The organism is Halopenitus salinus, from assembly GCF_042662125.1.
Classification (GTDB): domain Archaea; phylum Halobacteriota; class Halobacteria; order Halobacteriales; family Haloferacaceae; genus Halopenitus; species Halopenitus salinus.
Genome location: NZ_JBHSXL010000003.1, coordinates 109,759 through 123,296, shown reverse-complemented (window position 1 = coordinate 123,296; position 13,538 = coordinate 109,759). Strand labels below are relative to the sequence as shown.

Annotated in this window: 15 protein-coding genes; 10 read left to right on the top strand and 5 right to left on the bottom strand. The window is 67.2% G+C overall.

Annotated features, from left to right (window positions below):
- Positions 1-164 precede the first annotated feature (164 nt).
- The gene (locus ACFQE9_RS03390) at positions 165-1,199 is read left to right on the top strand and encodes a succinylglutamate desuccinylase/aspartoacylase family protein (protein WP_379740325.1); all 1,035 of its coding nucleotides are present in this window, start codon (positions 165-167) and stop codon (positions 1,197-1,199) included.
- Positions 1,200-1,279: 80 nt separating this feature from the next.
- Positions 1,280-2,422, top strand: coding sequence for a site-2 protease family protein (locus ACFQE9_RS03385; RefSeq protein WP_379740322.1), 1,143 nt, complete (start codon positions 1,280-1,282; stop codon positions 2,420-2,422).
- 43 nt (positions 2,423-2,465) lie between these two features.
- On the opposite strand, the gene thiL is transcribed toward ACFQE9_RS03385, so the two are convergent.
- Complete coding sequence (gene thiL / locus ACFQE9_RS03380; RefSeq protein WP_379740319.1) at positions 2,466-3,386, bottom strand: thiamine-phosphate kinase; 921 nt, start codon at positions 3,384-3,386, stop codon at positions 2,466-2,468.
- Positions 3,387-3,585: 199 nt separating this feature from the next.
- Here thiL and ACFQE9_RS03375 point away from each other — a divergent pair, with 199 nt between their 5' ends.
- Positions 3,586-4,041: a 30S ribosomal protein S19e gene (locus ACFQE9_RS03375; protein WP_379740316.1), complete on the top strand. Its 456-nt coding sequence runs from the start codon at positions 3,586-3,588 to the stop codon at positions 4,039-4,041.
- A 503-nt stretch (positions 4,042-4,544) separates the two neighbouring features.
- Here the strand turns inward: ACFQE9_RS03375 and glnA are convergent.
- Positions 4,545-5,912: a type I glutamate--ammonia ligase gene (glnA, locus tag ACFQE9_RS03370; RefSeq protein ID WP_379740313.1), complete on the bottom strand. Its 1,368-nt coding sequence runs from the start codon at positions 5,910-5,912 to the stop codon at positions 4,545-4,547.
- A gap of 126 nt (positions 5,913-6,038) precedes the next feature.
- Between glnA and lrp the strand changes: the two genes are divergently transcribed.
- Entirely contained in the window at positions 6,039-6,503 is a 465-nt protein-coding gene (gene lrp, locus ACFQE9_RS03365) for an HTH-type transcriptional regulator Lrp (protein ID WP_379740310.1), read from the top strand.
- A gap of 54 nt (positions 6,504-6,557) precedes the next feature.
- Here the strand turns inward: lrp and ACFQE9_RS03360 are convergent, their stop codons facing one another.
- Positions 6,558-7,637 (bottom strand): aminopeptidase, encoded by a 1,080-nt coding sequence (locus ACFQE9_RS03360; protein WP_379740307.1) that lies wholly within the window; start codon positions 7,635-7,637, stop codon positions 6,558-6,560.
- 67 nt (positions 7,638-7,704) lie between these two features.
- A complete protein-coding gene (gene uppS, locus ACFQE9_RS03355; protein ID WP_379740304.1) occupies positions 7,705-8,634 on the bottom strand; it encodes a polyprenyl diphosphate synthase in 930 nt (309 codons plus the stop codon).
- Between the two features lie 96 nt (positions 8,635-8,730).
- On the opposite strand from uppS, the gene ACFQE9_RS03350 reads away from it, so the two are divergent.
- From ACFQE9_RS03350 to ACFQE9_RS03340, 3 genes are all read left to right on the top strand, one after another.
- Positions 8,731-9,006: a 4a-hydroxytetrahydrobiopterin dehydratase gene (locus ACFQE9_RS03350; RefSeq protein ID WP_379740301.1), complete on the top strand. Its 276-nt coding sequence runs from the start codon at positions 8,731-8,733 to the stop codon at positions 9,004-9,006.
- Between the two features lie 78 nt (positions 9,007-9,084).
- Positions 9,085-9,483 (top strand): LWR-salt protein, encoded by a 399-nt coding sequence (gene lwrS / locus ACFQE9_RS03345; RefSeq protein WP_379740298.1) that lies wholly within the window; start codon positions 9,085-9,087, stop codon positions 9,481-9,483.
- A 104-nt stretch (positions 9,484-9,587) separates the two neighbouring features.
- Positions 9,588-10,466 (top strand): hypothetical protein, encoded by an 879-nt coding sequence (locus ACFQE9_RS03340; protein WP_379740295.1) that lies wholly within the window; start codon positions 9,588-9,590, stop codon positions 10,464-10,466.
- Between the two features lie 24 nt (positions 10,467-10,490).
- Here the strand turns inward: ACFQE9_RS03340 and ACFQE9_RS03335 are convergent, their stop codons facing one another.
- On the bottom strand, positions 10,491-11,099 hold the full coding sequence (locus ACFQE9_RS03335) for a CinA family protein (protein ID WP_379740292.1): 609 nt from the start codon (positions 11,097-11,099) through the stop codon (positions 10,491-10,493).
- Between the two features lie 105 nt (positions 11,100-11,204).
- Between ACFQE9_RS03335 and ACFQE9_RS03330 the strand changes: the two genes are divergently transcribed.
- The 3 genes from ACFQE9_RS03330 (at position 11,205) to ACFQE9_RS03320 (ending at position 13,536) form a co-directional block, all read left to right on the top strand.
- A complete protein-coding gene (locus tag ACFQE9_RS03330; protein WP_379740289.1) occupies positions 11,205-11,495 on the top strand; it encodes a ubiquitin-like small modifier protein 1 in 291 nt (96 codons plus the stop codon).
- Positions 11,496-11,603: 108 nt separating this feature from the next.
- The gene (locus ACFQE9_RS03325) at positions 11,604-11,987 is read left to right on the top strand and encodes a hypothetical protein (RefSeq protein ID WP_379740286.1); all 384 of its coding nucleotides are present in this window, start codon (positions 11,604-11,606) and stop codon (positions 11,985-11,987) included.
- Positions 11,988-12,174: 187 nt separating this feature from the next.
- Positions 12,175-13,536 (top strand): aspartate aminotransferase family protein, encoded by a 1,362-nt coding sequence (locus ACFQE9_RS03320; protein ID WP_379740283.1) that lies wholly within the window; start codon positions 12,175-12,177, stop codon positions 13,534-13,536.
- Positions 13,537-13,538: the final 2 nt, after the last annotated feature.

Here is a 13,538-nt window from a genome sequence, read left to right as displayed (position 1 = left end):
TCGACGGACGTCGTCGACGGGTACGTGAGATGTCCGGCGGGAGCCACCGACGCCGACGTCGAGGTCGCCCGCGACATGGAGTCGGGTTCGCGTCGACGTCGTCACGGGAGTCGACGCCGAGCCCGCGCCGGCATATATATACACCCGCCGACGTTCGGTGGAGTATGGGAGACGGGGAGGCGTTCACCTACAACGGGGGTCGGGTCGGACCGGGGGAGCGACAGAACGTTCGGTACGGCATCTCCGAGACGTATCTCGGGGACCCGGTTCGCATCCCGGCCACGATCATCAACGGCGAGCACCCCGGGCCGACCGCGTTCCTGTCGGCCGCCGCCCACGGCGACGAGCTCAACGGCATCGAGGTGGTTCGGGAGGTCGCCCACGAGTGGGACCTCTCGAAACTGGCGGGCACCCTCGTGTGTCTGCCCGTGTTGAACGTCCCGGGGTTCCTGGCCCAACAGCGCTACCTCCCGGTCTACGACCGGGACCTCAACCGGTCGTTTCCGGGCAAGGAGGGGTCGACGAGCTCGAAGCGGATGGCCCACCGGATATACACGAACTTCATCGAGCCGTGCGACTTCGGATTGGACTTTCACACGTCCACGCGCGGGCGGACCAACATGCTCCACGTCCGCGCGGACATGGCCGATCCGGACGTCCACCGGCTGGCGCTCTCGTTCGGCTCGAACGTCGTGATAGACAGCGAGGGACCGGACGGAACGCTTCGCGGTGAGGCCACCGCGGGCGGGGTCCCGACGATCACCATCGAAATGGGCGAGGCCCATCGGTTCCAGCGGGGTCTGATCGACGAGGCGCTCGAGGGGGTGCGGTCGACGTTCGCGGAGTACGAACTGCTCGAGGAGACCGCGGTCCGCTGGCCGGGGTGGCGGACGATCATCTCCGGATCGAGCGAGAAGACGTGGATCCGCGCCGACGCGGGCGGGATCGTCGACATGCACCACGAGCGGGGCGCGCTCGTCCACGAGGGCGACCGGATAGCCACGATCACGAATCCGTTCAAGGACGACGACGCGGCGGTCGAGGCCCCCTTCACGGGGCTGCTCGTCGGCGTCCTCGAGAATCCCGTCGTCTATCCCGGAAACCCGCTTTGTCACCTGCTCGAACTTGACGTCGAGACCAGACGCATCCTCGAGCGCGAGCAGTCCGGGGGAACCGCCCGCGACTCCGAGGAAACCTAACCCGTCCCGATCGGCGGGCCGCACCGCGTCGGCGTGTCGACGACGCGGGGTTTATACGACCGGACGGCCTAGCGTGGCCGATGTCAGACCGGGAGGACGAGACGCCGCGTTCCGTCCCGCGACCCGAGGCGCTCGAGGCCTTCTTCCACCTCGTCGACGTTCGACGCGACGGCGAATCGATCCGCTACGTGGGCGAGTCGCTCGTCCCCGAGCGGGCGTTGCTGCGCCAGGTCACCCCGGCGTTTCACGAGGCGGGCTACGAGGTCGACCTGCGGACGGGCCGGGACGAGGACGTCCTCGTGGCCCGCCCCATCGGAAGTCGACCGGAGGGGATCCCGTGGCTCAACGTCGTGATGTTTCTCGCCACGGTCGTCTCGACGCTTTTCGTCGGCGCCTACGGGTGGTACTACGTGCCGATCTCCGCGATCCGGTCGAATCCGCTCGTCCTGCTTCAGGCGTGGCCCTTCACCGCCGCGGTCCTCGGCGTGTTGATGACCCACGAGCTCGGCCACTACGTCGCCGGTCGCTACTACGGGGTCAACGTCTCGTTGCCCTACGTGATCCCCTTCATCTTTCCGTTCGGGACGCTCGGAGCGATCATCCGGATGAAGGGACAGATGCCCTCCAGGCGCGCGCTCTTCGACATCGGCGCCGCCGGCCCCATCGCGGGGCTTTTCGCGACCGTCCTCGTGACGGCGATCGGGCTGTCGCTCGATCCGATCTCGGTCCCCGATCGCGTGATCAGCGAGTCGAGCGAGATGATCGTCTTCAACGACCCGCCGCTTCTCACGTGGATCGCCGAGGCGCTCGGCCGCCCCACGGCGTACGGGGACCCGACGCAGTCGGTCCACCCGGTCGTCATCGGCGGATGGGTCGGGATGTTCTTCACCCTCCTCAACCTGCTCCCGGTCGGCCAGCTCGACGGCGGACACATGATGCGGGCGATGATCGGTCGCCGTCAGGAGACGGTCGCCTCCCTCGTGCCGGGCGTGCTCTTCGTCCTCTCGGGGTACCTCTACTGGGTGCTCGATTACGGGCTGAACGAATCCGTCGGCCTGTGGGCGTTCTGGGGCGTCTTCGCCGCGTTCATCGCGGCCAACGGCCCGGCGAATCCCCTCGACGAGTCGGAGCTCGGCTGGCCCCGGCTGCTCGTCGGCGTTCTCACCTTCCTGCTCGGAGCGACCTGTTTCATGCTCGTCCCGGTGCAGATCGTCGGCGCGTGATCCGGTTCAGCGGGGCGTGGTTCGGATCGCCGACGCGTGAGACTCACTCGGTTCGCCCGTGCGTGTAGCCTCGGTCCGCGAGAGGGTCCCCGTCGGCGGTGACTCCGCGCTCCGCGGGAACGACCGATCCGATCCGGCGGATCGGTACCGGCGATCGATCGTTGACGACCGCGAACTCCTCGTCCGGAACCGTGACCACGAGCTCGAAGTCCTCCCCGAAGTGTGCCGCCAGATCCCACCGGTCCTCGGCGTCGACCGCGACCGACTCGACGGCCGGGTCGACGGGCACCGCCGATCGGTCGATCGCGAACCCCACGTCGCTCGCCTCGGAGAGCTGGTGGAGCGAGCGCGCGAGCCCGTCCGAGGAGTCCATCATCGCGGTCGCGTGCGGTCGGAGCCGCCGTCCGGCCTCCACGCGCGGCGGAAATCGGAACAGCTCGTTCGCGCGTTCACGGTCCGACGCGGCGTCCTCCGTTTCGCCCGCCGAGGCGGCCCGCTCGAAGAGCCGCACCGCGGCCGCGCTTCGACCGACCGTCCCGGTCACACAGACGGCCTCGCCGGCGCTCGCGCCCGAGCGCCGGATCGGATCGTCGGTCTCGCCGATCGCCGTCGTGGCCACCGTGAACTCCGAGTGGCGATCGAGATCGCCGCCGACGTAGTCGCCACCGACGAACTCACAGACGTCGACCGCGCCGTCGATGAACGCCTCGAGCGCCTCGGGGTCGAACGCGGCGTCCGCGTAGACGGCCACGGCCGCTGTCGCCTCGGCGCCCATCGCGGCCACGTCCGAAAGCGAGGCGCCGACCGACCGCCACCCGGCGGTATACCGCGTCGTTCCGGCCGGGAAGTCGCTTCGGTCGTGGAGCATGTCCGTCGTGATGACCGTCCCGTCGACGACGGCCGCGTCGTCGCCCGCGTGGGCCAGTCCGTCGGCGATCCGTGAGAGCGCCTCGCGTTCGTCCATCGGACGGGGTTCGAGTTCCCCCGATAAAAAACGTCGAGGCCGGCCGTCGAAGCGAGGGCGACCGCCGTGGCGGCGGCCGCTCGACGCGAGAGCGAGTCGCCGATGGCGGAGGGTGTCGGCGACGGCGGGGTTGTCACCGCCGCACAGGGAGTCCTCCAAGACGATGCCTTTAACCTTCACAGGGAAGAATTCGCCTCCAATGGTGAACATCTACGACGTCCCGGCGGACGCCCTCATCGAGGAGGCCGCCGAGCGACTCGCCGATCGGATCGAGGAACCGGAGTGGGTCGAGTTCGCGAAGACCGGCCCCGACCGCGAGCTGCCGCCCGAACAGGAGGACTTCTGGTACGTCCGCTCGGCGAGCCTGCTTCGAAAGGTCGCGAAGAACCAGCCGATCGGCCTCGAGCGGCTGGCGACCGAGTACGGCGGGAAGAAGCGCGGCACGAACCGATACGCGGTCGCCCCCGGCTCGCACGCCCCCGGCTCGCGAAACCTCATCCGAACCTCGCTGCAGGCGCTCGAGGAGGAGGGGCTCGTCGAGACCGCACAGGGCGAGGGGCGCCGCATCACCGACGAGGGACACACCTTCCTCAACGAGGCCGCCGAGGCCGCCTTCGAGGAGCTCGACCGTCCCGAGCTCGAGCGATACGCGTAATCGCCGATCGTCCGCTTTTCGGCCGTCGGCGTCCGCTGATTCGGCCCCGATCGTCGTCGATCGATCGCCCCCGATCGTTGTCGGCCGATCGGATCGCTCCCGACCGGATTCTCGCTCTTCGGGATCGATCCGTCGAGTTAAGTTCTCGCGACGGCCACTCTCGGGTATGAGCATCGGCAAGCTACTCGAGGGAGAGGATCTCACGCCGCGACAGATGGGCATCATCTCCGGCCTCTGGCTGGCGCTCGTGATCGTCACCGCGTTCGTCTTGGCCTTTTGGCCCTGAACGCGATCCGGTGGCTCCGATCACGGAATACCGTTCCTGATCGCGACCGCCGAAGCCCGATCTCGGCGGCGATCGAGTTCCTCCGCGACCGGGAGTCAAGACTGGTGGGTCCGTCAATCCGTCATTGCAGGACGACGCAAGAACCGAACGAAAAAAGACGGCACGTGGAGGTGAGACGAGATTTTCGTCGTGGAATCCGTCCTCGGAAACTCCGTTTTCAGAAGGTCTCGAGGTAGCGGTCCTCCTCCCACTCGGAGACCTGGGTGAGGTACTCGCTGAACTCCTGTGACTTCGCCTCGGGGAACTTCTCGGAGGTGTGGGGGCCGAGCGCGTCGAGGACGACGTCGTCGCTCTCGAGGGCCTCGACCGCCTCGCCGAGGTTCGGCGGGAGCGTCTCGATGCCGTACTCCTCGCGTTTCTCCTCGTCGAACTCGTAGATGTCCTCGCGGACCGGATCGCCCGGATCGGCCTCGTTCTCGATGCCGTCGAGGCCGGAGGCGATGAGGGTGGCCAGCGCGAGGTAGGGATTACACGACGGGTCGGGACTGCGGACCTCGAAGCGCGCGGAGACGCCCGCGGCGTCCGGAACCCGGATCAGCGCCGAGCGGTTCGTATCGGACCACGCGACGTAGATGGGCGCCTCGTAGCCGGGGACGAGCCGCTTGTAGGAGTTCACGGTCGGGTTCGTGACGGCCGTGAACGCGGGCGCGTGGTTCAACACGCCGCCCATGAACTGGTAGGCCGTCTCGCTCAGGTTGAACTCGTCCGAGTCGTCGGCGAAGGCGTTGTTGCCGTCCTCGTCGAAAAGCGAGATGTGGCTGTGCATGCCCGACCCGTTGATCTCCGCGATCGGCTTGGGCATGAACGTCGCGTGCAGGTCGTGTTGTTCGGCGACGGCGCGGACGACCGCGCGGAACGTCACGATGTTGTCGGCCGTCGAGAGCGCGTCGTCGTACTTGAAGTTGATCTCGTGTTGTCCCTCGGCCACCTCGTGGTGGCTGGCCTCGATCTCGAAGCCCATCTTCTCGAGCGTGAAGATGATCTCCTTGCGGACGTCGGAGGCGAGGTCCTTGGGCGCCAGATCGAAGTAGCCGCCGTTGTCGTGGGGGATCGTCGTCGCGTTGCCGTCCTCGTCCTTCTCGAAGAGGAAGAACTCGGGCTCGGGGCCGATCGAGACCGAATAGCCCATGTCGTGGGCCTTCTCGAGGACCGACTTGAGGACCTGACGCGGGCCGCCGACGAACGGCTCGCCCTCGGTGTCGACGATGTCACAGACGACGCGGGCGGCGCCGCCCTCGCCGTTGCTGCGCCACGGGAGCACGGCGAAGGTCTCCGGGTCCGGGATGAGCCGCATGTCCGACTCCTGGATCCGGACGAACCCCTCGATGGAGGAGCCGTCGAAGTAGATCCCCTCGGTCAGCGCCTTCTCGGCCTGGTGGGCCGGGATGGAGACGTTCTTGACGACGCCGAGAATGTCGGTGAACTGGAGGCGGAGGAAGTCGATGTTCTCCTCCTCGATGCGGTCGAGAACTTCCTGGTCTTCGGCCGTGAGGCCGCCGTCCGATATGGTGTGTTCGTCCGTCATGTTCTGGACACCTCCTTCGAATATCCCTAGTATAAAGGCCTTGTCGATTGGTGCATAAGACGCCGAGGGGGTTTCGAAATTGGATGTTCGTAAAGTTATTCACCCCCTAGGCCGTGGGTGAGTGTAATGACGTACGAAAACCTCGACGCCAAGCTGATAAACGCGCTCTTGGGCAACGGTCGAGAGAGCCTTCGAAGCCTCGGCGAGGAACTCGACGTCTCGGTCACGACGGTCTCGAACCACCTCCGCGACCTCGAAGAGGAGGGCGTCATTCGCGGATACACGCCGATCGTCGACTACGGCGAGCTCGGCTACGACGTCACGGCCATCATCCAGCTCAAGGTCGAAGGGGACGCGCTTCCCGACATCACGGACCGGCTTCGCGACGAAAAGCGGATGATCACGGTCTACGAGGTCACCGGCGACTACGACGTGATCGCCGTCGGGAAGTTCGAGGACACCGACGACATGAACGACCAGATCAAGTCGCTTCTCACCGACGCGAACATCCGCGAGTCCAACACCTCCGTCGTGTTGAACGCCGTGACCGAAAACGAACAGTTCGAGTTGGAACTCGACCCCGACGAGTAATCCGGGTCGAACCGGATATTCATCGCACCCGGCCGGGATCGTCCTCGCGTCCGATCAGAAGCCGTCCTCGAAGACGAAGGTGCCGTTGCGCTGGACGACCTCGCCGTCGACCTCGATGACCGAGTCCTCGCTCATGTCCACGATCATGTCGACGTGCTCCGCGGACTCGTTGCGCTCGTTCCCCTCGCCGACGCAGTCCTCGTAGGCCGATCCGACGGCCATGTGGACGGTGTCACCCATCTTCTCGTCGAAGAGCATGTTGTAGGTGAACCGGTCGATCTGTCGGTTCATTCCGATGCCGAGCTCGCCGAGGTATCTCGAGCCGTCGTCGGTATCGAGGATCGATGCGAGCAGGTCCTCGTTGCGCTCGGCCGAGTGGGAGACGACCTGCCCGTCATCGAACCTGAGCCGGACGCCCTCGATCTCGCGTCCGTAGCGATAAAGCGGCAGATCGAAGTACACCTCCCCGTCGACGCTCTCTCGAACCGGCGCCGTGAACACCTCGCCGCCCGGCAGGTTCGCCTCGCCGTAGTCGTTCAACGCCGTGTTGCCGGCGATCGACATTCGCACGTCCGTCTCCTCGCCCGACCGGATCCGGATCTCCTCGGCGTCGTCGAGGATCTCCACCAGTTGCGCCTGGAACTCCCGCTGGGCGTCCCAGTCGAGCGAGACGGCGTCGTAGACGAAGTTCTCGTAGGCCTCCGTGCTCATCCCGGCGAGCTGTGCGTGCCCGGACGTCGGCGCCTGCGTGAGACACCACGTCTTCGATAGCCGCTCCTCCTTGATGTCCCGCCTGGCCCGGTTGTAGGCCGCGTTCGTCTCGGGGTCGACGTCGGCGCCCTCGGTGACGTTCGCGCCCCCGCGGGCGATGATGAACGCGTCCGTCTCCTCGAAGAAGGCGAGCTCGTGGCTCGGCTCGTCGAAGGAGTCCGTCGCCCGCTTGAACGCCCGGCTCGCGCGGTCCGAGTTCGAGACCCAGATCGGGTTCGCGCCCCGGTCGCCACACAGCTCGTGGAGGGCGACCGCGAGGTCCTCGGCCTCCGGCGGCAGCTGGATGACGACGTTCTCGCCCGACTCGATCCCGGTCGAGTGGTCGACGATGACCTCCGCGTGTTCGCGGATTCGTGGGTCCATACCGACGACTCTCCCTCGGAGTGGAAACCGGTTTCGGACCGCCGGGAACGCGTTCCTCGTCCCGGGCTTAATCGGCCGATTCGGGCTCCTGTCTGGCGATCTCCGCCGAGAGTTCCTCGGCACCGACGCCCGTGAGCTGTTCGGTGAGTCGCCCCGTCACCGCGCGCGCCTCCGCGAGTTCCATGCCGGCGACGGCGCGAACGAGCGCGACGGCACGGTCGGTTCTGGCGCGCTGCCAGGACTCCTCGCGCGACTCGTAGGTTCGGACCGCCCGCAGGAAGTCGATCCGGGAGAACTCCGGCCAGTAGGGCGCACAGAAGTAGACCGCCGCCTCGTTGCCGTTGGCGTGCCACGGCAGGAAGTTCGAGGTCCGCTCGTCGCCGCCGGTTCTGACGATCAGATCGACGTCGCGGAGCGACCGTCGGTAGAGCCGCGATTCGATCTCCGCGACGTCGACCGCGTCCGGATCCAGGGTTCCCTCGGCCACGTCCGCCGCCACGTCGCGAGCCGCCGTGAGAAGCTCGTTTCGGCCGCCGTAGGCGAGCGCGACGTTGAGCCGGAACGACTCGTTCGAGGCGGTCCGGTCCTCGGCGTATCGGACGGCCTCCCGAACGCGAGCGGGGAGTCGTCCGACGTCCCCGATGGCGTGGATGCGGACGCCCTCCTCGTGGATCCGATCGGCGTCCGCGAACTCGCGGAGCTTCTCCTCGAGCAGATCGAAGAGCGGTTCGAGCTCCTCGTCGGGCCGATCGAAGTTCTCCGTCGAGAAGGCATAAAGCGTCAGCTCCTCGATGCCGAGGTCGCCACACCACTCGAGCACCTGTTCGGTCGTCGAGGCGCCCGCCTTGTGGCCCTCCGGAGCCTCCTCGCCCTGCTCGCGAGCGTACCGCCGGTTGCCGTCCTGGATGATCGCCACGTGGGTCGGCGGATCGCCGATCTCGCGGCGGAGCACCCGCTCGTAGGCCGACTCGAACCACGAGCGCGCACTCTCGATCACGTGCGGGTGGACGCAAGCCGCCGATATGTGTCTTTTGTGTCGACGTGCGGAGGGGCCGCGCCAACACTTAACAGAGAGGGGACCGACGCTCGAGACATGAGCGACGTACTGTCCGACGAGGAGATCGAACGAAAGCTCCCGGAAGGGTGGGAGCGCGACGGCGAGGAGATCACGCGCCGCTACACCTTCGACGACTACCTGGACGGCATCGCCTTCGCGAGCGCCGTCGGCGAGGTCGCGGAGGAGGAGTTCCACCACCCGGAGATCCGGATCGATTACGAGGAGGTCGAGGTCCGCTTTACCACCCACGAGGCCGGCGGCATCACCGACAGCGACGTTCGGCTGGCCCACCTCGTCAACGACGAGTACTGACCGACCTCGATGAACGGTACTGACCGACCTCGATGAACGGTACTGACCGACCTCGATGAACGGTACTGACCGACCTCGATGAGCGATCCGGCCGGCTCCGCCGAGTACGTCTTCGGCGTCACGGTACGTTTCAAGCCGACCGAGGTCGACGTGTCTCCGGACCGGTTCGAGACGACGATGTCGATTTCGGCACCCCGTCCCGGCTTCGAGGGATGGCGACTCTTCCGCGAGTGGCTCTGGCGTGGTGAACTCACGGACGACGATAGGTTCACCCGCGTCGCCGAGGAGCGGCTCGGGCTGGAGGCGGCCTCGGGCGTCGACGTCGTCGCCGTCGACTTTCGGGAGCTTCGAACCGATCGGCCGTACCTCGATCGGCTCCGTGAGGCGATAGCCGAGGACCTCGAGGCGTACAACGCGGACGACGTCGACTCGGTCCTCCACAAGTACCTCGGATCGTCGATCCACGTTCGCGAGTGAGTCGCACGACGAGCGATCCGACGGAACGTCGAGCCGCCACGGATCCGGGGTGAAGTGCCACAATACTGATACGGATGGGACGCGGATCCATCCCCAGTCCCCGCATGAACCTCGACATCGACGGCGGCAAGATCCTCTACGCGCTCGGCGTCGTCTTCGCGCTCGGCGCGTTCGCCTACTTCGTCCGCGACGTGGTGTTCGGCCTGTCGATCACGGTGAAAGCCGCCCTGCTTTTCGTGACCTTCCTCGCGTTCCTCCTCGTCGGCCTGTCCGTCGACCGGGGCGCGCTGGACGTCGTCGCATACGCCATCGCGGCGCTCGCGTACGTGGTCCTCCTCGCGTACCTCATCACCCGGTATGACCCCACGGAGACCGGCGTGTTCGGCCTGTTCGCCGTCTCCGCGGTCCTGTTCGTCGGACTCGGATACGTGGTCCGCCAGGGCGGCGTGGCGGTCCCGGCTCGAACGCTTCGATACGGCCTCCTCGCGCTCGCCGCCGTCGGACTGCTGCTCGTCGGCGCCGACGTCGCGACCGCCGGCGTCACCTACGACGCGGAACTCGACGAGGAGGTCACCCTCAACGTGCCCGAGGGTGCACTCGAGGGGGACGGCCCCCGAACCGTCCCCCTCGAGGGGCGGATCGGAACGCTCACCGCGACCAACGCCGGGCCCTTCACGCGCCCCGTCGAACTCCCCTCGATGGCCGGCTGCGTCGTCGGCACCGACGCCGTCACGGAGAACGACGCCTGGATCAGCTATCGACCGCGGAGCTACGAGCGCCCCGACCGGATCGCGGGCGGCGAGACGCGGGACCACGACGTCCATGCCGAGATTCCGGTGGCTTCGAATGCGACCGACGATGGATCGATGACGTTCGCGGTCGAACGCGCCGACGACTGCGACGTCTCGCGCGAGGAGCCGACGATCGTCGTGATCGTGGGCGGGGATTCGAGCGACGCGCGGCCGCCGCTCGTGGCGGACTGATCGGGCTCTTCCGATCTCCTCCGGTCAGGATCCCCCGCTCGCGGAGTCGCCCTCGTGTTCTCGAAGCGCCCCGTAGAGTACGGCAAGCGCGGAGTCGACCGTTCGGCGTTTGACCGCGTCGCGGTCGCCGTCGAGTACGAACCGATGCGCGCGCACGTACGACTCCCCGGTTCCCCAGGGGGCCGCGTACGCGACGCCCACGTACACGAGACCGACGGGTTTTCCGTCGCGTCCGCCCCCGGGGCCGGCGATCCCGGTCGCCGAGACGCCCCAGGTCGTATCCGACCGGTCCCGAGCGCCGCGGGCCATCGCCTTCGCGACCGGCTCGCTCACGGCGCCGTGCGCGTCGAGCGCCTCCCGGGGGACCGAAAGCTCCTGGCGTTTGGCGTCGTAGGCGTAGGTCACGAACCCGCGATCGAAGTAGTCGCTCGACCCCGGCACGTCCGTGATCGCGGAGCCGATCAGCCCGCCGGTCAGCGACTCCGCGGTGGCGAGCGTCTCGTCGCGTTCGCGAAGTAGCTCCCCGACGAGCGCCTCGATCGGCTCCTCGCCCGTCCACCGCCCGTCGACGAGCCGGTCCGGAAGGATCGCCCCCGCGGACGCGTCGGCTTCGCCGTCCTGGGTCTCGCTCATGGCCGTGGGTAGGTCGCGATCGGTGTTAAACGTCGGCGCTCCCGGAGCGTATCGACGGTGGCCGCGATCGACGGGTAAAAAGTCCCGCCGGGCCTATCGACCCCCATGCAGGTCGAATGCCGGTTCTTCGGACCGTTCCGCGAGGACGTCGGCGAGCGATCGGTTCAGCTCTCGACCGACGCGGAGACCTACGGCGACCTCCTCGCGGAGCTGGAGCGCGCACATCCGGCTCTCGAGGGACGGATCCTCGACGACGGATCGCTTTCGGGCGACGTCTCCGTGACGCGGGACAAACGGAACATCCGCCAGATCGACGGCCTCGAGACTCCGGTCGAGGACGGCGACGTGATCCGTCTGACCCCCTCGATAACCGGGGGATTGGACGGGCGACCGTGACTGCCTCGGGGATTGACTGTGACAGCCTCGGGGCTTGACCGTGACAGCCTCGAGAGGTGACCGTGATCACCCCGCGTCCTTTTGTCCTCGGGGATCCAACGTTTCGGCATGAAGCGACACGTCCACCTCGTCGTCGGTCTGTTCGGGTTGCTTGAGCTTCTGTGTCCGCGCCCGGTCGTCGCCGTTTTGACCAGACTCGCCTACCGCACTCCCGACTCGCTCGAGATCCGAGAGTGGGTCTACACCGCCGCGCGGATCGAGGGCGCGGCCTTCGTCCTCCTCGCGCTGGTGGGGCTGTACCGGTCGGCCGACCGACCGGCGGAGTCGGACGGCCGCGCGTCGACGTCCGGCGACGCGTCGGAAAGCGCGTCGGAAGCGGCGGCCGAATCCCGAGCCTGTCCGATCTGCCGGATCGCCGGCGGTTCTCGAGGATTCGGACGGTGTCCGGTCTGTCGAGTCGTCGACCGCGCGGCCGACCGATCCGGGAAGTGAGGCCGGGAGGTGACCGGCCGAATTCGTGGAGGCCGCTGAGAGCCGCGAACGTGGATCCGCCGGTCGAGCGCAGAGACGTCGGTCCGATCGTGGACCCTCGATCGCTCCCTTCGACATCAAAAACTGTGTATCTGTTGCGTGGATTTTGTAGACAAGATTTTTAATCGCGTTCCACGTGGACGTAGGTATGGACGTTCCGGCGATAGAGACGCTTCACTTCGAGGACGCACCGTCCGTCGATTCCGCTCCCGGCCCGCGAGCGCGCGAGCTGCTGGAGAAACAGCGACGGATCGACTCGAGCGCGGTCGCGTATCCCGAGGACATTCCGCTCGTTCCCGAAGCCGGCAGCGGGGCGACGGTTCGCGACGTCGACGGCAACACCTTCATCGACCTCTTCGGCGGCATCGGCGTGTTGAACGTCGGCCACTCGAACCCCTACGTGCTCGAGGCCGCCCACGAGCAGGCCGACGATCTCGTCCACTCGATCGACTTTCCGACCGAGGCGCGCCTCGATCTGATCGAGCGTCTCAACGACATCGCTCCCCCCGGGCTGAAGGATCAAAACCGGTTCGTCTTCGGCGGGCCGACCGGAACCGACGCGAACGAGGCCGCGATCAAGCTCGCGAAGTACAACACGGGCGGCGACGGATTCATCGCCTTCCGGGGCGCCTATCACGGAACGTCCTCGGGCGCGATGAGCATCACCGGCAACAAGAAGTTCAAGGGCCACTACACGCCGCTTTTGAGCGACGTCGTCCACGCGCCCTACCCCCATCCCCTCCGGCAGGACAAGGCGCCGGAGGAGGCCGTCGACCACGCCCTCGAGGAGGTACAGGCGATCCTCGAGGACCCCTACGGCGGGCTCGCGAACCCCGCGGGGATGATCGTCGAGCCGATCCAGGGCGAGGGCGGCATCATCGAGCCGCCGGAGGGGTTCCTCCAGGGGCTTCGCGATCTGGCGACCGACAACGACGTCCCGTTGATCTTCGATGAGATCCAAAGCGGGTTCGGCCGGACGGGCGAGTGGTGGGCCGGCGAGTGGTACGACGTCACGCCGGACGCGATGACCACGGCGAAGGCGCTCGGCGGCATCGGCTTCCCGCTTTCGGGGATGATGTACCACGAGGACCTCGACACCTGGGGATCCGGCGACCACGCCGGGACCTACAGGGGCCACGTCGTGGCGATGCGTGCCGGCGTTCGCGCCATCGAGTACATCGAGGCCACGAACCTGCTCGCACACGCCCGCGAACTGGGCGAGGCGATCCGCAAGCGGTTCCACGAGATCGCCGAGACCACCGACTCCATCGCCGAGATCCGGGGCAAGGGTCTGTTCATCGGCGTCGAGTTCCGCAACGAGAAGGGCGAGCCCGACGGCGATACGGTCGACGCAATCCAGGACTACTGTTTCGAACACGGCGTCCTCGTCTGGAAGGCCGGCCGCCACGGCAACGTCCTGCGACTCATCCCGCCGCTCGTGTTGACCGAGGCGCTCGCGGAGACGGCTCTCGAGATCATCGCGGACGCGATCGACGAACACGCCGACTGAGA

Bases quoted from the DNA above. Each gene is read 5' to 3' on its own strand.
- ACFQE9_RS03320 (WP_379740283.1), top strand. From the start codon at position 12,175: ATGGACGTTCCGGCGATAGAGACGCTTCACTTCGAGGACGCACCGTCC.
- lwrS (WP_379740298.1), top strand. From the start codon at position 9,085: ATGAGCGATCCGGCCGGCTCCGCCGAGTACGTCTTCGGCGTCACGGTA.
- ACFQE9_RS03335 (WP_379740292.1), bottom strand. From the start codon at position 11,099: ATGAGCGAGACCCAGGACGGCGAAGCCGACGCGTCCGCGGGGGCGATC.
- ACFQE9_RS03360 (WP_379740307.1), bottom strand. From the start codon at position 7,637: ATGGACCCACGAATCCGCGAACACGCGGAGGTCATCGTCGACCACTCG.
- ACFQE9_RS03325 (WP_379740286.1), top strand. From the start codon at position 11,604: ATGAAGCGACACGTCCACCTCGTCGTCGGTCTGTTCGGGTTGCTTGAG.
- ACFQE9_RS03330 (WP_379740289.1), top strand. From the start codon at position 11,205: ATGCAGGTCGAATGCCGGTTCTTCGGACCGTTCCGCGAGGACGTCGGC.
- thiL (WP_379740319.1), bottom strand. From the start codon at position 3,386: ATGGACGAACGCGAGGCGCTCTCACGGATCGCCGACGGACTGGCCCAC.
- ACFQE9_RS03350 (WP_379740301.1), top strand. From the start codon at position 8,731: ATGAGCGACGTACTGTCCGACGAGGAGATCGAACGAAAGCTCCCGGAA.
- glnA (WP_379740313.1), bottom strand. From the start codon at position 5,912: ATGACGGACGAACACACCATATCGGACGGCGGCCTCACGGCCGAAGAC.
- ACFQE9_RS03340 (WP_379740295.1), top strand. From the start codon at position 9,588: ATGAACCTCGACATCGACGGCGGCAAGATCCTCTACGCGCTCGGCGTC.
- lrp (WP_379740310.1), top strand. From the start codon at position 6,039: ATGACGTACGAAAACCTCGACGCCAAGCTGATAAACGCGCTCTTGGGC.
- ACFQE9_RS03390 (WP_379740325.1), top strand. From the start codon at position 165: ATGGGAGACGGGGAGGCGTTCACCTACAACGGGGGTCGGGTCGGACCG.
- ACFQE9_RS03385 (WP_379740322.1), top strand. From the start codon at position 1,280: ATGTCAGACCGGGAGGACGAGACGCCGCGTTCCGTCCCGCGACCCGAG.
- ACFQE9_RS03375 (WP_379740316.1), top strand. From the start codon at position 3,586: ATGGTGAACATCTACGACGTCCCGGCGGACGCCCTCATCGAGGAGGCC.